Source organism: Methylomonas sp. Uni0011 (genome assembly GCF_056850255.1).
On sequence record NZ_JBVVNO010000003.1, the window covers coordinates 40,401 to 59,019 of the forward strand.

Annotated in this window: 18 protein-coding genes; 9 read left to right on the forward strand and 9 right to left on the reverse strand. The window is 55.1% G+C overall.

Annotated elements, in window-relative coordinates; genetic code table 11:
* Nucleotides 1-32 precede the first annotated feature (32 nt).
* The 4 genes from coaBC to argB are packed head-to-tail and all read left to right on the forward strand — an operon-like array spanning nucleotide 33 to nucleotide 5,103.
* Complete coding sequence (coaBC, locus tag AC0IM9_RS05445; protein WP_482803345.1) at nucleotides 33-1,253, forward strand: bifunctional phosphopantothenoylcysteine decarboxylase/phosphopantothenate--cysteine ligase CoaBC; 1,221 nt, start codon at nucleotides 33-35, stop codon at nucleotides 1,251-1,253.
* On the forward strand, nucleotides 1,225-1,680 hold the full coding sequence (dut, locus tag AC0IM9_RS05450; protein WP_482803346.1) for a dUTP diphosphatase: 456 nt from the start codon (nucleotides 1,225-1,227) through the stop codon (nucleotides 1,678-1,680). Before coaBC ends, dut begins: the two co-directional genes overlap by 29 nt.
* Nucleotides 1,681-1,692: 12 nt before the next feature.
* Entirely contained in the window at nucleotides 1,693-4,197 is a 2,505-nt protein-coding gene (locus AC0IM9_RS05455; RefSeq protein WP_482803347.1) for a phosphomannomutase/phosphoglucomutase, read from the forward strand.
* A gap of 12 nt (nucleotides 4,198-4,209) precedes the next feature.
* Nucleotides 4,210-5,103 (forward strand): acetylglutamate kinase, encoded by an 894-nt coding sequence (gene argB / locus AC0IM9_RS05460; protein ID WP_278209537.1) that lies wholly within the window; start codon nucleotides 4,210-4,212, stop codon nucleotides 5,101-5,103.
* Here argB and AC0IM9_RS05465 read toward each other — a convergent pair.
* The 4 genes from AC0IM9_RS05465 to murJ all read right to left on the reverse strand — a co-directional run bounded on the left by AC0IM9_RS05465 (nucleotide 5,086) and on the right by murJ (nucleotide 9,147).
* Nucleotides 5,086-6,093: a DUF4124 domain-containing protein gene (locus AC0IM9_RS05465; RefSeq protein ID WP_260839180.1), complete on the reverse strand. Its 1,008-nt coding sequence runs from the start codon at nucleotides 6,091-6,093 to the stop codon at nucleotides 5,086-5,088. The two genes, argB and AC0IM9_RS05465, sit on opposite strands and share 18 nt — an antisense overlap.
* An 18-nt stretch (nucleotides 6,094-6,111) precedes the next feature.
* Entirely contained in the window at nucleotides 6,112-6,687 is a 576-nt protein-coding gene (locus AC0IM9_RS05470) for a YggT family protein (RefSeq protein ID WP_140910874.1), read from the reverse strand.
* Complete coding sequence (gene proC, locus AC0IM9_RS05475) at nucleotides 6,687-7,514, reverse strand: pyrroline-5-carboxylate reductase (protein ID WP_482803348.1); 828 nt, start codon at nucleotides 7,512-7,514, stop codon at nucleotides 6,687-6,689. The genes AC0IM9_RS05470 and proC overlap by 1 nt, the downstream gene beginning before the upstream one ends.
* A gap of 85 nt (nucleotides 7,515-7,599) precedes the next feature.
* Nucleotides 7,600-9,147 (reverse strand): murein biosynthesis integral membrane protein MurJ, encoded by a 1,548-nt coding sequence (gene murJ, locus AC0IM9_RS05480; protein WP_482803349.1) that lies wholly within the window; start codon nucleotides 9,145-9,147, stop codon nucleotides 7,600-7,602.
* 100 nt (nucleotides 9,148-9,247) lie between these two features.
* Between murJ and rpsT the strand changes: the two genes are divergently transcribed.
* On the forward strand, nucleotides 9,248-9,511 hold the full coding sequence (gene rpsT, locus AC0IM9_RS05485; RefSeq protein WP_140910871.1) for a 30S ribosomal protein S20: 264 nt from the start codon (nucleotides 9,248-9,250) through the stop codon (nucleotides 9,509-9,511).
* Nucleotides 9,512-9,739: 228 nt separating this feature from the next.
* Nucleotides 9,740-10,756 carry a Gfo/Idh/MocA family protein gene (locus AC0IM9_RS05490; RefSeq protein ID WP_140910870.1) on the forward strand — a complete coding sequence of 339 codons (1,017 nt, stop codon included), beginning with the start codon at nucleotides 9,740-9,742 and terminating at the stop codon, nucleotides 10,754-10,756.
* 47 nt (nucleotides 10,757-10,803) lie between these two features.
* Here the strand turns inward: AC0IM9_RS05490 and clpB are convergent, their stop codons facing one another.
* Nucleotides 10,804-13,377 (reverse strand): ATP-dependent chaperone ClpB, encoded by a 2,574-nt coding sequence (gene clpB, locus AC0IM9_RS05495; protein WP_482803350.1) that lies wholly within the window; start codon nucleotides 13,375-13,377, stop codon nucleotides 10,804-10,806.
* 275 nt (nucleotides 13,378-13,652) lie between these two features.
* Between clpB and AC0IM9_RS05500 the strand changes: the two genes are divergently transcribed.
* From AC0IM9_RS05500 to AC0IM9_RS05510, 3 genes are all read left to right on the forward strand, one after another.
* Nucleotides 13,653-13,856, forward strand: a complete 204-nt coding sequence (locus tag AC0IM9_RS05500; protein ID WP_140910868.1) for a cold-shock protein — start codon at nucleotides 13,653-13,655, stop codon at nucleotides 13,854-13,856.
* A gap of 137 nt (nucleotides 13,857-13,993) precedes the next feature.
* Nucleotides 13,994-14,917 carry an Aq_1264-related membrane protein gene (locus tag AC0IM9_RS05505; protein ID WP_482803351.1) on the forward strand — a complete coding sequence of 308 codons (924 nt, stop codon included), beginning with the start codon at nucleotides 13,994-13,996 and terminating at the stop codon, nucleotides 14,915-14,917.
* Nucleotides 14,918-15,025: 108 nt separating this feature from the next.
* The gene (locus AC0IM9_RS05510; protein ID WP_482803352.1) at nucleotides 15,026-15,280 is read left to right on the forward strand and encodes a hypothetical protein; all 255 of its coding nucleotides are present in this window, start codon (nucleotides 15,026-15,028) and stop codon (nucleotides 15,278-15,280) included.
* Here the strand turns inward: AC0IM9_RS05510 and AC0IM9_RS05515 are convergent.
* Genes AC0IM9_RS05515 through AC0IM9_RS05530 form a run of 4 tightly spaced genes read right to left on the reverse strand, consistent with a single transcriptional unit; the run spans nucleotide 15,277 to nucleotide 18,604 of the window.
* The gene (locus tag AC0IM9_RS05515) at nucleotides 15,277-16,128 is read right to left on the reverse strand and encodes a radical SAM protein (RefSeq protein ID WP_482803353.1); all 852 of its coding nucleotides are present in this window, start codon (nucleotides 16,126-16,128) and stop codon (nucleotides 15,277-15,279) included. The two genes, AC0IM9_RS05510 and AC0IM9_RS05515, sit on opposite strands and share 4 nt — an antisense overlap.
* A 52-nt stretch (nucleotides 16,129-16,180) precedes the next feature.
* Nucleotides 16,181-16,996: a formylmethanofuran dehydrogenase subunit C gene (locus AC0IM9_RS05520; protein WP_140910864.1), complete on the reverse strand. Its 816-nt coding sequence runs from the start codon at nucleotides 16,994-16,996 to the stop codon at nucleotides 16,181-16,183.
* Entirely contained in the window at nucleotides 16,993-17,889 is an 897-nt protein-coding gene (gene fhcD, locus AC0IM9_RS05525) for a formylmethanofuran--tetrahydromethanopterin N-formyltransferase (protein WP_482803354.1), read from the reverse strand. Before fhcD ends, AC0IM9_RS05520 begins: the two co-directional genes overlap by 4 nt.
* Before the next feature lie 49 nt (nucleotides 17,890-17,938).
* On the reverse strand, nucleotides 17,939-18,604 hold the full coding sequence (locus AC0IM9_RS05530; RefSeq protein ID WP_482803355.1) for a methyltransferase: 666 nt from the start codon (nucleotides 18,602-18,604) through the stop codon (nucleotides 17,939-17,941).
* Between the last annotated feature and the right edge of the window lie 15 nt (nucleotides 18,605-18,619).

The following is an 18,619-nucleotide window of genomic DNA, read 5'->3' on the forward strand; positions in this document are numbered from 1 at the left end:
CCGACTTTGCCATAATTCCGTAATTAGCCATTTTGGGGCGTGTTATTAACAAGCGAATTTTACTGGGAGTTTGCGGCGGTATCGCGGCCTATAAAGCGGCGGAATTGCTGCGCCTGCTGCGCAAGCAAGGCTGCGAGGTCAGGGTGGTGATGACCGCCGCCGCCGCCCGCTTCGTGGCTCCGCTGACTTTCCAGGCCCTGAGCGGACATAGCGTGCACAGCGAATTGCTTGATCCGGAGCAGGAACAGGCGATGAGCCATATTCAACTGGCGCGCTGGGCCGATCTGCTCCTGATTGCACCGGCAACTGCGGATACATTGGCCAAAATGGCGCACGGATTGGCCGACGATTTGTTGTCGACTTTGTATCTGGCCGCCGAATGTCCGGTTTACGTGGCGCCGGCCATGAACCAGGCGATGTGGGGCAAGCCGGTTACCCAAGAAAATATCGCTCGTTTGCAACAGCACGGAGTGACGGTGATTGGCCCGGCTGCGGGCGAGCAAGCCTGCGGCGAGCAGGGATACGGGCGCATGGTCGAGCCGGCCGAAATCGTCCAAAGCGTATTGATTCAGTCCACTAGCGGTTTACTTGCCGGCCTGAAACTGGTGGTCAGCGCCGGTCCGACCCGCGAGCCGTTGGACCCGGTGCGGTTTATCAGTAACCGTAGTTCCGGCAAAATGGGTTATGCGTTGACCAAAGCCGCTGTCGCCGCCGGCGCCGATGTGACTTTGGTCAGCGGTCCGGTGCATCTGCCGGCGCCGGCCGGCGCCAAATTCATTCAGGTCGAGACTGCATTGCAGATGAATCAGGCCGTGCTGAACGCTTGCGCTGATGCAGACCTTTATATCGGTGCGGCGGCAGTGGCTGATTATCGAGCCAAACAGGTCGCCGGGCACAAACTCAAGAAAGGTGAAGCCGAAGACAGCGTGATTGAGTTGGAAAAGAATCCGGATATCGTCGCCGCGGTTGCAGGACTACTGCCCAAACCTTGGGTCGTCGGTTTTGCCGCCGAAACCGACGACCTTGAGAACTACGCGCTGGGCAAGCTGCACAGTAAAAATCTGGACATGATTGCCGCTAACTGGGTAGGGCGGGCCGAAGGCGGCTTCGATTCCGAGCGCAACGCCTTGCAGGTGTTCTGGCGGGATGGCCGAAAAACGCTGGAGATGGCCGACAAAACCAGTCTGGCGGTGCAGTTGTTGCAATTGATTGCCGAGAAAATGCATGAGAAAAATCCAATTAAAAATCCTTGATTCACGCTTGGGCGAGCAGATCCCGTTGCCGGCTTACGCCACGCCGGGTTCAGCCGGGCTGGATTTGCGCGCCTGTCTGGAACAGGCGTTGACGCTGCAGCCCGGCCAGACTGCATTGATTCCGACCGGTCTGGCGATCCATATCGACGATCCGCATTTGGCGGCAATGCTGCTGCCTCGATCCGGCTTGGGCCACAAACATGGCATCGTGTTGGGTAACCTGGTCGGTTTGATCGATTCGGATTACCAGGGCCAAGTGTTCGTGTCCTGTTGGAATCGCGGCACTGAGCCGTTTACCGTCGAAGTGGGCGAACGCATCGCCCAAATGGTGTTCGTGCCGGTTGCGCAAGTGGAATTCGAATGCGTTGCCGAATTCGATGCCAGCCATCGCGGTAGCGGCGGTTTCGGACATAGCGGTCGGCATTGATCGAGGGCAACCATGGGGCGCATATTCAGCATCGTCGCCGGCATTGCCGTCTTTATGGTCTTATTGGCCGGCGGCGGCGCATATTGGTTCTCGGCGGCCAAAGTCGCAGAGACGCAACAAGCCAGCGTTACAGCCGTAGCGAACGGCATGGCCGTCAGTTTGTCGACCCAAATCGACACCTTGCAACACGTTGTCGATGGCCTGGCACTAGCGCCGGACGTAATTGCCGTGTTCAGCCCCGAGACGCAGGATGCTGCAAACCGCATTAGCGTGGCAGCCAGATTGCAGAGCGTGATCCCGAACGCATTGAAAGTGCGTTTGCTGCCGGCGAATGTCAGCGAACCGGATTTGACTCAAGCACCGAACATGGGGTTTGCCGACTTGGAAATGGTCAGGGCGACGCTCGCCGCCAAACAAAAACCGTCGGTGCAAGGCGAGGGCGAACACCGGCACCTGGCGATAACCAGCTTGGTCATTAAAGATCAGCAGCCGATCGGCGTGATACTGGTCAGTTTGAAACCTGATGCATTGCAATTGTTAATCGGCAAAACCAGTTTCAGCGGCGGTTTTGTCGAAGTTCGCCAAGACAGTGCCGTATTGGCCACTGCCGGCAATTCCGCAGCCAAACTTGACGATCCCCAGACACTGCCGTTGCTTAACAGTCGCTGGCAACTGGATTTGTGGACAGGTGAGGCTACCGAGCTTGCCGATGTGGTGCTGTTTCTGTGCATTATTCTGATCCCGGCGTTGTTGGTGAGTCTGGCGTTTTTTATCGGTTACCGAAAGTTGGCAGACTATTTGCGGCACGACCAGAGCAGTATATTGAAGGCTGCCAAGGATATGATGACCGGCAAAAGTGCGGGGCATTATCCGGTGCAACTGGACGAGATGCGTCCGATCGTGTCCACCTTGGCCCAATTCAAACGCATTCTGGAACATGAAAAGCAACCCGAGAAGCCGATCGAAGTCGACGAAGATTTCGATTTTTTCGAGGAATCGTTCGATATGGATTTTGTCGAGCCCTCCAAGTCTGCCGCGGCTGCGGACCAGTACGCCAGCGTGCCGATAGCGTTGTCCTCGGCGCCGGTTAGTCTGCCCGAGCCGACGCCTGCGGCCGAGGTAAAGCCTGCCAAGCCCGCGGTCAAGAGCGGCGATATTTTTAAAGCTTACGACATTCGCGGCGTAGTCGGTCGCGACCTGACAGCAGAAACAGTGCGGGCGATCGGTTTGGTGCTGGCGAACGAGGCTCGGCAACAGCAGGTCAGGACCATCGTGTTGGGCCGAGACGGCCGTTTGACCAGTCCCGAGTTAGCGGATGCCATGGCTCAAGGTTTGACAGCCGGCGGCTGCGATGTGCTCGACATCGGTTTGGTGCCGACGCCGCTGTTGTACTTTGTCGCTCACCACAGCGAAGGCGCTAGCGGCGTGATGGTGACCGGCAGCCATAATCCGAAAGAATACAACGGCCTCAAACTGGTTTTGAACGGCGAGACCTTATCCGGCGAAAAGTTGCAACAATTGAAACAGCGTCTGGAAGCAGGCGACTACAGCCAGACCGAGCCCGGCTCGATTCAACGCAACAGCCTGTTCGGCAACGAATATATCGGCATGATTACGGAAGATCTGCATCTGGTGCGACCGATGAAGGTCGTCGTCGATTGCGGGAACGGTGCGGCCGGACGGTTGGCGCCGATGTTGCTGAAAACCCTGGGTTGCGAAGTGGTCGAGCTGTTTTGCGAGATCGACGGCAATTTTCCCAATCACCATCCGGACCCCAGCAAGCCGGAAAACCTGAGCGACTTGATGTCTGCCGTCAAACATTACGCGGCCGATATCGGCCTGGCTTTCGACGGCGACGGCGACCGTTTGGGCGTGGTGGATTCGACCGGTAAAATTATCTGGCCGGACCGGCAAATGATGTTGTTTGCCCGCGATGTGCTGACGCATAAGCCTGGATCGGAGATCATTTACGACGTGAAATGCTCCCGGCATTTGCACGATCAGATTGTTAAACGCGGAGGTCGGCCCTTGATGTGGAAAAGCGGCCATTCGCTGATGAAAGCCAAGCTGAAAGAAACTGCGGCGGCCCTGGCCGGAGAAATGAGCGGCCATATATTTTTCAACGATCGGTGGTTCGGTTTCGACGATGCGCTGTATGCCGGCGCCCGGCTGGTCGAGATCCTTTCCAACGATATGCGAAGTAGCGGCGAGTTGTTTGCCGATCTGCCGGACAGTATCAACACCCCGGAACTGCACGTGCCGGTGGCGGAAGGCGAAGGAGCCGGTTTGATGGATCGCTTATTCGCTCAAGCCGAATTCAAGGGCGGAAAAATCGTCAATATCGACGGTATGCGCGTCGAGTTTGCCGATGGCTGGGGCTTGGTCCGCGCCTCGAATACCACGCCGGTGTTGACCGTCCGGTTCGAAGCCGATACCCAGGAAGCGATGCAGCAAATTCAGGCGCAGTTCAGGCAGCTGCTACTGAAAGTGAGTCCCGACCTTCATTTGCCATTTTAATTGTTAGAGACCATGAAAGAAAAAACCGCACACCAGATTGCCCACGTCCTGATCGAAGCCCTGCCGTACATTCAAAAATTCAAAGGCCGGACGGTCGTGATCAAATTCGGCGGTAATGCCATGGTCGACGATGCGTTGAAGCACAGCTTCGCGCGTGACATCGTGTTAATGAAGCTGGTGGGGATCAACCCTATCGTCGTACACGGTGGCGGCCCGCAGATCGGGAACCTGCTGGGGCGGCTGGGCAAGACCTCAGAGTTTGTCGACGGTATGCGCGTGACCGACAGTGAAACCATGGACGTGGTGGAAATGGTTTTAGGTGGCTTGGTCAACAAAGAGATCGTCAATTTGATCAATCTGCAAGGCGGTAAGGCGGTAGGTTTGACCGGAAAGGACGGCAACTTCATTCACGCCCGCAAAATCAATATCACCAAAGCCGGCGCTTCGCTGGACGATGCGCCGGAAATCATTGATTTAGGCCATGTCGGCGAGGTCAGCAGCATCGATCCGGCGGTGGTGGAAATGCTGGGCAACAGCGATTTTATTCCGGTGATAGCACCGATCGGTGTCGGCAAGGACGGTCATTCCTACAATATCAACGCCGATCTGGTGGCGGGCAAGGTTGCCGAGGTGTTGAAAGCCGAAAAGCTGATGCTGCTGACCAATACCCCGGGCATTTTGGATAAACAGGGCAACTTGCTGACCGGGCTGACCTTGACCGACATCGACAACTTGATCGCTGACGGTACGATATCGGGCGGCATGATTCCGAAAACCCGCTGTGCGACTGATGCGTTGAAAGGCGGTGTCACCAGCGTCCATATCATTGACGGCAGGGTTGACCATGCCGTGTTACTGGAGTTGTTTACCGACCAGGGCGTCGGTACATTACTGCTGCGCCGCTAATTGGGATTGGATAAACGGGGCGAACGCTTCGCGAATGGCTTGGGCTTTGGCGCTGGCGCACAGTTCCAAACCGAGGCTGGATTGGCGGCAGCGTATGTCGAGAAATATCTGGCGGACGTCGTTCCTTTCCAGTAGAGACGCCGACAGGCTTAGATCGGTATCGGTTTGCGGTGCCGCCCGCATGATCAGTTTTTCGCTTTCCACGTCTTGGCCGGTAGTGGAGTTGCTGGCGACAAATTCGCCGGCGATTTTCCAGGCCTTTTCGCATTGAACCGCATCTTCGCAGACGAACAAGCCTAGTTCGTTACTGGCGTTGCTGGCGGCTAGAGAGGATTTGTCGGTTTTCCCGGTTTTTTGCGATTGGGTCAAAAACTGAAAGCGGGCAACATCGGCTTTGAACTCTTTTTCGCTGTTTTGCCGTTCCAATTGGTGGCGTTGCAGATCTTGTTTGGCCGCGTCTATTTGTTGTTTGCTGGCGGCAATGTCGCCGAGTAGTTTGTCGGGCAATTTGCTGCCGCTACGTTCTAGATTGGCGGCCTGTTGTTGCTGTTGCCGTAATTGCGATTCCAGTAAATCGATGTTGCCCTCGATCACCTTACGCGCCGCATCGATCGCGGCTAATTTGTTGGCGATCGCTTTTTCCAAATCGTCGACGCTGCGGAAGGTGCTGAGTAAGACTTTATCGTTGGCCGCTTGTTTCGTGATGATCTTCTCCTGCTCCTTGCGCAGTTCGTCCAGGCGTTTTTGCTGGGTGAGTTGCTCTGCGGTTTTGGCTTTTTCTACCACATCCGTCACCCGTGCCTTTTCGTTTAGGGTTTCCCGTTTGTGCTGGACCTGATCGGGCGGAACTTGGTCGGAAAAATAAACGTTACCGCTGTCGTCGACCCAACGATACATTTTTTTGGCAAAGGCCGGATCGGCAGCCAACATCGGCATGACCAGAGCGAGCGCTAGCAGGATGCGTTTGGCGGTGTTGTTCGGTGTGCCCATATTTTTCGGCGATCCGACCTAGCCCAAGATCGTGGCCAGCTGATGTAATGGCGGTAATATCATCATTTTTGCCAGTTGCAACAACACCAGTGCTGCCAAAGGCGACAAGTCAATGCCGCCTAAATCGGGCAATACTCTGCGGCAAACGTTCAGCAGCGGTTCGGTCAAACTGTACAAGATCGATGAGGCGCTGCTGTAACTGCCCGCTGCGAACCAGCTCAGGATCGCTGCGGCAAAAATGGCGTAGACAAAAATGTCCAACAGCATTTTTACTAGGTCGGTAAACGACAGCAACAGCAAAGCGACTACGCTGATCGATAAGCTTTTCAGTGCCAGAATCGAAAAATTGGCGATCATTTGCAGTACCAGCGCCAGAACCAGCGAGGAACTGTCGATACGGCCGATCGCCGGGATAAAGCGCCGCATGATCCTTAACGGCGGATGGGTGATTTTGACCAGAAACTGCGAAATCGGATTGTAAAAATCGGCTTGGGTCCATTGCAGCAAAAACCGCAAGGCGACCGCCAGGATGTAGAGCGAGAACAGGGTGTCGATCAAAAACACCAAGGGATCTGTCATGTAGTTACTGCCCATCAGTCGGCTCCGAGTTGTTTTGACATTTCAATCGAGCGGTCCCTGGCGGCATGCAGGGCTTTCGATACCAAATCGACGAAGCCGTGTTGCAGAAAGGTCTCGACGGCTCGCTGCGTTGTACCGCCTGGCGATGTTACTCGGGCCCGCAGTTGTGCCGGAGATTCGGCGGATTCCAGGGCGATTTTCGCCGCGCCCAACGCAGTTTGCTGAATTAATAAACGCGCGGAATGTTCGTCCAGACCCAATTCCAAAGCGGCCTGCTCCATCGCTTCCATTAACAGAAAAAAATAGGCTGGGCCGCTGCCGGAGACCGCAGTAACGGCGTCAAGTTTGGCCTCGTCCTCGAACCATAACGTCAGCCCGACGGCGCGCAGGATGTTCTCGGCCAGGTCTTTCTGTTCCTCGTTGACTTGCGGATTGGCGTGCAATGCCGTGGCACCGGTTTGAACCAAAGCCGGGGTGTTGGGCATGCAACGGACGATGGCGGTGTTTGCGCCCAGCCATAGCGCCAAGCTTTGTTGACCGATGCCGGCGGCGATCGACACTACCAGAACGTTCTTTTGTTTCAGTTGCGGTGCGATTTGCAAGCAGACGTCTCGCAGAATCTGCGGTTTGACCGCCAGAACCACGACGTCGGCTTCGTTGGCGATATTAGCGTTATCGGCGGAAATATTGACGTGTAATTGATCGGCGTGGGACTTCAGGATGTCGGGAGCGGCATCGGATACCCAGATTTGCTGGGGCGAGTGGCCGCTGGCTATCAGGCCGCGCATCAAGCTGGTTGCCATGTTGCCGCCGCCGATAAAGCCGATTGTTTTAGTGTTCATAGCTTACTGAAAAATAAATTGTATCGTGATGGAAACCGCTGTTGGCAGCGCATTCTACATGACAATGGTGGCGGCGGATTAAATCTCAAGCCGTGACCGATTCTCGGAATCCGATATGCCGCGGGCGGAAACCGGATAGTAGCAGAGCGCTGCCGTAAACGATTATTGCCAAGCCGATTGTCGCCGCCAAGTTCAGGCTGCGTTGAGCGGCGTTCCAATTCAGCCATAAGCCGGCATCGACAAAATAGTACAAAAATGCCGACATGGTTGCGTTTGCCGCCACAATCCGCCCGATATAACCGTACCAACCGGCGCAAGGTTGGTAAATGCGTGTCGTAACCAGGTTGCGTAACAACAGCACTGCGTTGAGATAGGCGGATAAGGTGGTCGCTAAGGCAACTCCGGCATGAGCCAAAGGCCAGACCAAAATCAGGTTGAAGGCTACATTGGCAAGCATCGAATACCCGCCGAATCGTGTCGGTGTTCGGGTATCGTGGCGGGAGGTAAAGCCGGGGGCCAGCACTTTGATTAGCATAAAAGCCAACAAGCCCAGCGAATACGCAATCAGGCTGCGGCCGGCCATCTTGACGTCGCCGCTGTCGAATTCGTTGTATTGGAACAAGGTAGAAAGCAAAGGTTCGGCCAGAAATGCCAATCCCAACGTGGCCGGCATGCCGATCAGTAGCGTCAGTTTCAAGCCCCAATCCAACGCCTTGGAAAATCCAAGCTGGTCCGACGTGGCATGATGCGCCGACAGATGCGGCAAAATCACGGTGGCGACGGCAATGCCGAGGATTCCAAGCGGGAATTCGACCAGGCGGTCTGAGTAATACAGCCACGACACGCTGCCCGGAGCCAGAAAAGAAGCTACCAAAGTGCCGAACAGCAAGTTGACCTGCACCACCGAGACGCCGAAAATCGCCGACGGCATCCGCGTCAGCATGCGTTTTACGCTTGGATCGCGGTAGGCCCAGCGTGGCCGCGGTAGTAGGCCGAGGCGTAATAACGGCGGAATTTGAAATGCCAACTGGATGACGCCGGCCGCGAGTACGCCCCAGGCCAGCGCGACAATCGGTTGGTCCATTAGCGGTGCCAGCCAGATTGCGGCAGCGATCATCGCGAGGTTCAAAATCACCGGTGTCAAAGCCGGAACCGCAAATCGGCCTTGGGCATTCAATATTGCGCCGGCAAAAGCGACCAATGTGACGAAAAACAGGTAAGGAAATGTGATGCGCAGCATTTGTACGGTCAACTCGTACTGGCTGCCTTCCCACAAAAATCCCGGCGCAAACACCAGGATTAACAAGGGGGCTGCAACGACTCCGGCTAGCGCGACCAGAGCCAGTAACGCTGCCAAGGTGCCTGAGCTGCGGTCTATGAACTGGCGTAATGCTTCTCTAGTACCTTTCTGATGGTAATCGGACAGCAGCGGTACGAAGGCTTGAGCGAAAGCGCCTTCGGCAAATAAACGGCGTAAAAAATTGGGAATCCGGAACGCGACGAAGAAAGCATCGGTGGCAGCATTAACCCCGAAAATATTGGCGAACAGCATGTCTCTGGCGAAGCCCATCAACCGCGAAATCAATGTCATACTGCCGACAATGGCGGTTGATTTGAAAAGCTGTTTACTCACGAATCTTCCCGTCTATTCAGAAGCAGCTAAAAATTTGACAATCATAGCATTCAAAAAGATAATATGCGGTTCCAAATTCACTGAAACAAATTGATAGACTATGGCGAATTCACCACAAGCTAGAAAAAGAGCGCGTCAGGCAGAGAAAAGCCGTATTCGCAATGCCGGACAGCGCAGCAACTTACGCACTTTTATCAAAAAAGTGATCGCCGCTGTTAGAGCAGGCGATAAAGAGCAAGCGCAAGCCGCGTTCAAAGTGGCTGTCCCTGTTATCGATTCAGCCGTCAACAAAGGCTTGATCCACAAAAATAAAGCCGCCCGCGGTAAAAGCAGATTGAATAACAGACTGCGCGCCATGGCTTAATTGGTTTAGGCATAATCGATTGCAAAAGGCCCGGATGGAAACGTCCGGGCCTTTTTTGTGCCTGGCGTTTTTTCAGTTGCCGAGTGATGTTTTAGTCGCCGCACTTGGCGCCACGTTTTCGGACAATCGTTTGCTTGCCGCGGAAGACTTTTTTCCAGCCGCGTTTGCGGCTGTTAAACAAGCTGCTAATCTGTTACTGCTTAAGAATATCAGTAAAAGGTAATCGCCATGAATAACCAAGATCAAGCCAAGCTGCGCTGGGGAATACTCGGGGCGGCGCGTATCAACGAGCGCCTGCTGCCGGCTATAGTCGAGGCTCAGAATTCCGAATTGGTCGGGATAGCCAGCCGGCGGCCGGGAGCCGCCGCGCAAACTTTGGCCCAATACGCTCCTTGCCATCCCAATATTCAAAGTTACGACAATTTGGACAGCCTGCTCAACGACGACGACGTGCAAGCCATATATTTGCCGATGGCCAACCACGAACACGCGGAATGGACCCTACGAGCCATCGAGCACCGCAAACACGTACTCTGCGAAAAACCGATGGCTTTGACCGTGGCCGACATCGATGCCATCGAAACCGCTGCCCGCCGCTATCGGGTGACGGTCATGGAAGGGTTTATGTACCGTTTCCATCCGCAGCATGCTCGGGTATTGGAATTGATCGGCTCCGGCTTGATCGGCGAGGTGCGTTCGGTACGAGCTAGCTATTCGTTCATGATGCGGCCGGCGCGGATGTACCGGTTGGCGGAGGATGTTTCGCGCGGCGGCGGTGCGATGTGGGATATCGGCTGTTATGCGATCCATTCGTTGCGGATGTTTTTTCAGCAGGCGCCGCGCACGGTTACTGCTTTATCCAAGTATGTCGAAAGCGGTGCCGACATTACCACCAGCGGGGTGCTGGATTTTGGAGACGGCAAATTTGGCCACTTCGATTTCAGTTTCGAGCGGGCGCGACGTTGCGAATACGAGATCATCGGCACCCGGGGCGGCATAAAATGCCACGTCGTCTGGCAATTGCCGGGCGATATTCCGATTATTTCCTGGTGGACCGAGGACGGCCGCTTCGCCGAAGAACGGATGCCGGCAGCGAACCATTTTCGTTTGGAGATCGAACATTTCAGCGATTGCGTGCTAAACGGCAAGCCGCCGCAATTGTCGTTCGACGATGCCCGCGACAATTGCCGGACGATTGTCGCTGCGTTGCAAGCGGCCGCCGAAGGGCGGACGGTAAAAATTTAGCGGAACCCGCGTCGGCCCGGACTTGAATCCGGGCCGGCGCGGCGGGCTTATTTGCTGAAGGTCAGGCCGTCGTTGGCAACATCGATTTTTATCGTATTGCCCGGCAAGAAACGGCCGGCCAATATTTCGTTAGCCAACGGATTTTCCAATTGGCGTTGTATCGCCCGTTTCAATGGCCGTGCACCGTAGACCGGATCGAAGCCGGCCTCGCCGAGTAGATCCAACGCCGGTTCGCTGACGGCCAAGCCGATCTCCTTCTCTTGCAGACGACGGCGCAGCAAATCGATCTGGATTTTGCAGATTGCCCGAATCTGGTCTTGTTCCAGCGGATGGAACACCACGGCCTCGTCGACCCGGTTGATGAATTCCGGCCGGAAATGCTGGCCGACGATGTCCATTACCGCGTCTTTCATTTCGGCATAGTTGTCTTCGCCCGCCAGTTCCTGAATCACGCTGGAGCCCAGGTTGGACGTCATCACCACCACCGTGTTCTTGAAATCCACGGTGCGGCCCTGGCCGTCGGTCAGTCGGCCGTCGTCCAACACTTGCAGCAAGACATTGAACACGTCGTTGTGGGCTTTTTCGATCTCGTCGAGCAGGATCACAGAGTAGGGCTTACGGCGCACGGCTTCGGTCAGGTAACCGCCTTCTTCGTAGCCGACGTAACCCGGCGGTGCACCGATCAAACGCGCGACCGAATGTTTCTCCATGAATTCCGACATATCGATGCGGACCATGGCTTCTTCGGTGTCGAACATGAATTCGGCCAAGGCCTTGCATAACTCGGTTTTACCGACACCGGTCGGTCCCAAAAACAGGAACGAGCCGTTGGGCCGGTTCGGGTCGGAAAGCCCGGCGCGAGAGCGGCGGATCGCATTGCTGACGGCTTTCAAGGCTTCCGTTTGGCCGATCACGCGTTTGCCCAGTTCTTCTTCCATCCGTAGCAGTTTTTCCCGCTCGCCTTCCATCATTTTCGAGACCGGGATGCCGGTCCATTTCGACACGACTTCGGCGATTTCCTCATCCGTGACTTTGCTGCGCAATAATTTGGCTTCCTGCATTTCGGCTTGCGATGCCAAGTCCAGCTCCTTCTCCAGTTTCGGAATCTCGCCGTATTGCAGCTCCGACATCCGGGTGTAATCCTGATTGCGGCGGGCAGCTTCCAACTCCAGGCGGGCGTGTTCCAGCCGCTCTTTAATCGTCGCCGTGCCTTGCAGCGCCGCCTTTTCAGCTTTCCAGATTTCGTCGAGATCGGAATATTCTTTCTCCAGCTCGGCAATGTCTTCCTGCAAGGTTTCCAGACGCTTTTTCGATGCGGCGTCGCTTTCGTTTTTCATCGCTTCGCGTTCGATTTTCAGCTGGATCAGGCGGCGGTCGAGTTTATCCATCGCTTCCGGTTTGGAATCCATTTCCATCCGAATCCGGCTGGCGGCTTCGTCGATCAGATCGATGGCCTTGTCCGGCAATTGCCGGTCGGAGATATAACGGTGCGACAGCATCGCCGCGGCGACGATGGCCGGGTCGGTAATGTCGACGCTGTGGTGGATTTCGTACCGTTCCTTCAAGCCGCGCAGGATGGCGATGGTGTCTTCGACGCTGGGCTCGTCGACCAGGACTTTTTGAAAGCGGCGTTCCAATGCGGCGTCCTTTTCGATGTATTGGCGGTATTCGTCCAGCGTCGTCGCACCCACGCAATGCAGCTCACCGCGGGCCAGGGCAGGCTTGAGCATATTGCCGGCGTCCATCGCCCCTTCGGCTTTGCCGGCGCCGACCATGGTATGCAACTCGTCGATGAACAGAATCACCTGGCCTTCCAGCTTGGCAATGTCGTTCAAGACGGCTTTCAGGCGCTCCTCGAACTCGCCGCGGAATTTGGCGCCAGCGATCAGCGCCGCCATGTCCAGCGACAACAATTGCTTGCCCTTGATGCCTTCCGGCACCTCGCCGTTGACGATGCGTTGGGCCAGGCCTTCGACGATCGCAGTTTTACCGACGCCGGGTTCGCCGATCAACACCGGGTTGTTCTTGGTGCGGCGTTGCAAGACTTGTATTGTGCGGCGGATTTCGTCGTCGCGGCCGATCACCGGATCCAGCTTGCCTTGCTCGGCCCGCTCGGTCAGATTGATCGTGTATTTTTTTAAAGCTTGGCGCTGGTCTTCGGCATTGGCATCGTTGACGTTCTGGCCGCCGCGCATGTTGTCGATGGCTTTTTCGACGGCCGATGCGGTGACGCCGGCCTTTTTCAGCAGGTTCTGCAAGGTTCCGTTGGTGTCCAGCGCCGCCAACAGGAACAGTTCGCTGGAGATGTAGGCGTCTTTGCGCTTTTGTGCCAGTTTGTCGGTCAGATTCAGCATCCGCGACAATTCGTTGGAAATCTGCACGTCGCCGCCGGCGCCTGAAACGCTGGCCAAACGGTCGATCTCTTTCAACAGATCGTTGCGCAAGGCATTGACCTGAACCCCGACCTGCTGCAACAAAGGTTTGATACTGCCGCCTTCCTGGTCGATCAAGGCCTGCATGACATGCAACGGCTCAATGAATTGGTGGTCTTTGCCGAGCGCCAGACTTTGCGCGTCGCCGAGAGCCTGTTGAAATTTACTGGTTAATTTATCCATTCGCATGCAGCGTACCTCTTTAGGAAAATAAGTTTGGTTGCGACCGACATGGGGCGGCCTGAATCGGTTTTCAAGCGTCGAGGCTTGGGCTGGACAAAATTTCCGCTTAGTCTTCAGGGGAATGCCCGAATATCGCCGGTAGCTTAGACCATTGATTCAAAGTACAATGCCCGCGCTCAGATAATAGATGTTTGCGGCTTATCGCCACTGCTTCAGGCAGCAACGGTTGCCATTAATGTCGGTCTGCGTAACCAATAGTTTTATTTTGTAGGAGTTTTAAGATGGCAACAGGCACTGTAAAGTGGTTTAACAACACCAAAGGTTTTGGATTTATCGAGCCTTCCGAAGGAAAAGAAGATGTGTTCGTACATCATTCCGTGATTTTGGGAGAAGGTTTTAAAACCTTGTCGCCTGGCCAATCGGTCCAGTTCGATATCGAATCCGGCCCCAAAGGCTTGACCGCCACCAATGTGTCGCCCAGATAAACCTTAACGGTTACGGAAACAAAAGGCTCTTGATTGTTCAAGGGCCTTTTTTATGCGCGAAACAAAGTCGTTTCGCTAGGGGACGGCCCGTCCAGCAAGCTATAATGCAGACTCCTTTTCTAAACTGGGATTAGAGTATGGCACGCGAATTTTCATCGTTAAAACAATTGGATATCCCGGTTAAAGTGCTGTTCACCGGTTATTTGACAACGGTGGCGGTCGGTTATCTGGTGGCGTTGATTCAGATCCTGTTTACCCACGGGATGGCCGACGGTAAATTCGGCCTGTCGATAGACGACATCGTGTACAGCTACTACGGGAACCGCTCCGGCACGGTGTTGGAGACCAAACTGAATGGTTCGATGAAGGAAAACGCCTCGGAACAGGAGCGGTTTCAAATTATTCAATGGGTGCGTGACGGCGCCGACCAGGACGAATACGAAGAGTCCGGCGTGGCCAAGATCATTCAGGAACGCTGCGTGATGTGCCACAACAAGGAATCGTCGCTGCCGGATTTCACCGATTTCAAGGTTCTGAAGGAGTTGACCAAAGAGGACGAAGGCGCCACCTTCGGCTCGTTGACCCGGGTGTCGCATATCCATTTGTTCGGCATCAGTTTCATATTCATGTTTGTCGGCTTGATTTTCAGTTTTGCTGAAACCAGTACCGTCAAATACAAGTCGATCGCGATCGGCATGCCATATGTTTTCCTGCTAGTGGATATTTTGTCGTGGTGGTTGACCAAATTGCATCCGATATTTGCTTGGCTGGTGGTATTGGCCGGCGGCGGCATGGCGGTATCGTTTGCGTTTATGTGGACGGTGTCGGTGGCGGAAATGTGGCTATTCGACAAAGTGTTTCTGGATGGGCAGGGCCAACCCAGGCCGCAGTGGAGTACCATCGTCGAAACCAAATTCGAGGAGTTAGGCGGCATTGATGTTTACCGCAAATTGGCCGCTTGGGCCAAGCGGACGGGCTCGTCTGCATGCGCGCTCTGCCAAAGCAAGTTGGCGCCTTACCTGCAAGGTTTGTGTGCAAAAATCTTTAAAAAAGACAAATAGTTAACGAGTGTGATTGCGTCTGCAAAATGCTGACAAAAATTAAAGTTATGGGCTGTCGGCCGCTACGCTAAGCGGTATGATGCAAACCTGTTTTGCAGGAGGTGTACCATGATTACCAACGCTCTGAATAGTGCCACCAGCCTGATCTCGCAAGCTCAGCAAAAGGCCAGTACCGCTGCGCAAACTATCGCAAGTCTGCCGGTTCAGGAGCAGGAGGTCGGTGGTTCCAAAGATGTCGGCTCGGCAGAGATGTTCAAGCCGGTGTTGAGTTTGAAAGAAGCCGAATTGGAAACTTCGGCCGGCGTCAAAATCATCCAGGCCCACGAAAAAATGCTGGGTTCGATATTAGATATTCGCGCTTAATAACTGACGCTGACGTCATAGCCCAGGGCTCTGACGTCGGCTGCCAAAGCATCCATGCTAGCTGCGGATGCTTTGGCCAATTCCGCCGCTTCCGCTTGTAGAGACGGTCGTGCCAAGCTGTAAAGCATGATCTGCTCAATGTCTATTCCCATCTGCCGCAATTGTTTTAACAAACTCAAATAAGCTTGTTTCTCTTGGTCTGACCACGCAAATCGATAGCTGAAAACGCAGGTCTGTAATTTGGTTCGGCAAAGTTTTGCGGCGATTCGCAAGTGCTCCAACAGTTTCTGCTGGCTTTGCCCGGTCTGATTGATCAGCTTGCGGCCCGACTCGGTCGCGCTATCCAGCTTGAACCATAGCTCGCCGTTGTAACGCGCCAAGGTTCTCAGTCCTTGTTGGACCGGGGATTGATGAATCAAACTGCCGTTACTGATCAGTACATAACGACTTCCCGGAAACAGGCCGGCTTGACTGGCGATCCCGCCTACGAGGTCGACGGCGCGGTCGAAATTCTTCAAACTGGTGGGTTCGCCGTTACCGGAGATGGCGATGTCCTTAATCACGCGCTGCGGTTCCGGGATATTGAAGCGCTGATAAAAGTCGCCGTTTAAGACCTGATTCAGGAACTCTCGCAGCTCTTGCTCCAACAACGCAAAATCCAATTCCGGCGCATTACCGCGCTGCAGGCCGGGGACTTGGCAGTAGACGCAATGCCAGTTGCAGGCGTTGTTGGGATTGAAATTAATCCCAATCGACAGGCCGCCGGCGCGGCGGGAAATTACCGGATAAACGTAGCGCAGGCCGGCAATGTTCCGGTCGTGGTCGTTGGTGCTGAGAGTTTTCGGCATTCAAAATAGCTGCTGCCGACCGGGCGGGAGCCGGCCGGCATTGACTGGCCGCTTAAAGTTTGACCAGAATTTCCCCGCGCCCGGCTTCGGCCATATCGCCGCCGAAGCGGCGCACCCGATTGAAGGCAATAGCTTTGTCGGCGAAGCGGGAGTTCAGCGATTTGAACGACGCGAACAGCATCGGCAGGAAGGCCAGCGTATGCGAGCCGCAATCATTGAAAGTGGCAGGCAATTGCGGTTGGTTCCACAATAGCAAAGTGCCGCGCCGCATGGCATAACCGGCGTAACGGCCTACTTGGCCCATCACGGCAATGGTTCCGGCGACCATGCGCGAGCCGCAATAATCGCCGGCATTGCCTTCGATCAAAATTTGGCCGCGGCGCAGGTGGTCGCCGCAACGCTGGCCGACGTTGCCTTTGACCAGGATCGTGCCGCCTTTCATGCCTTGCTTGTTGCCAGGCAGCGCACCGCCGAGGAAATCTCCGGCATCGCCTTCGATTTGAATCAGACCGTTCTTCATTTCACAGCCGGCATAAAGGCCTACATCGCCGATCACGTTGATCGTGCCGCCCTTCATCTGCATGCCCAAATAGGCGCCGGCTTCACCCTGTACGCTGATGCTGCCGTTTGCCAATTCTTTGCCGATGAAATCCAGCTTGCCGATGCTACCGACGATACTGATGTCGTCGGCATTGCTACCGGTAATATGAAACAGTTGAGCGACCCGCAGCTTTTGCTTGCCGCATTGCAGTTCGATCGCTGCAATTTGGTCCAGACTCAGGCCGGCCAGTTTGTGGCAGACCAGCGGCGACATGTCGATGCGCTGCGCCGGCGGCGTTTCGATCAAAGTAAATGTCAACGAGGTCATGCCATGATCTCCTGCAAGTGAAAGTGGAATGGGCCGAGTTTGCCGCCGTAGTTACCGGCGCTGATGCGCTTGATGCCGTTGGCCGCACCCAGATCGCAAACCGCCTGAATGCCGACCCGCATCGCCTTGTCGATGTCTTCCTTGCTCAAACCGTCGATGACGATTTCCATCACCGATTCGATTTCCGGCGACAGATCGGTATTGGTCACGCCTTTCAGCGTCGGGCAAAACGCATCGTTGGTCGAGGCGCTCAAGGCTTTGTATTTGGAACCGACCTTGGAGCCGGAGCGAACCACGCCGCCGGGGAAGGGCATGATCACGTTGGGGATTTTTTTCATCGCTTCGATCGCCGCTTCGCAGGCCGCCAGGGCTTGCGGTTGTGATTCTGCCAATACCAGAAAGTTACCGCCGCCGACCGCGTCAACCATGCCGGTCGTCGCTTCGGTCAGAAATTCGCCGTCCATTACCGGCACCCGCCAGTAACGTTTGCCACCGATTTTTTTTGCAATCTGAAAGCCGTCGCCAAAGAAGCGCAGGTTTTTACCCAGCGGAATCGGCTTGCCGCCTTCGATGCCGGCGAATAGCGCAGACGTCGGCGAGGTTAGCACGCACTGGCCGGCTCGGGTTTCCAATTGTTTGGCCAAGCCTTTGCCGCCCATCGCATAAATCATGATCGCGACGCCGGGGCGGCCGTCCGGGGTTTCGTCCGGACTCAACACCCGTTCGATGCCGGCTTCGCAGCCGCAGGCAATGACCGAGGTGGCGAAGCCGGTCATGGCCTGTGCGGAAATCATCGCCCATTTTTCGTTCTGGGCGGTGATGATGGCGCGCGTCGCTTTCATCGGGAAGGCTTCGGCGAAAGTTTTATCTATGGTGACGCCGTTAATTATCATCGTGGTTACTCATAGTCCGGAGTTCTGTGTATCGATTTGCCGCGGTGGTTTAATCGAATTGGTTTTGATTGATTTGGTAGATCACGTGCCGCCCCGCGTGGTTATAAGTTTCGGCAACGGTGTTTACGTTAAAGCCATACTCGGGCGCGACGTGTTTCGGGTCGTGTTCGGCGCCGACAAAATCGGAAAAGGGAATAAATATCTGCGCGTCCGGCTCCAAATAATCCGGCACTTCGCGAAAAAAGCGGCGCAGTATTTGTTGACCGCCGTCCTCGTTCAAGCCGAATGTACCGTTGGAGGGGTAATAATTGAAATTGAAAACAATCATGCCGAAACGTTTGGCCGGAACCGAGGCAAACAAATCGCTATGCAGGAATGCGTTCGGCGCTATATCCGGATTCAATGAACCGTTGTGGCGGGCACAGGCGACGGCGTCCGGATTAAAGTCGACACCGATAACCTCTTCGCAGCCGATTTTTTTCAATATAAACGCGAAATAGCCGCTGCCGCAGCCCATATCCAGTCCGGTCTTCGCCGGTCTTTGCTGCAGCATGAAGTCGCCGAAAAAGGAGCTGGTCAAGCCGAAATCCGAGGGAAATACATTTTTCGCAATACTCAGAGTAATGCCATCCTGCTCGACCAGATAAGGCTGGCGTGCCAGATAATCGGCCAGCTCGGCTTCTCTGTCGGCGATTGTGATCGATGTTAGAGTCATCTTGTTCCTTGGGTT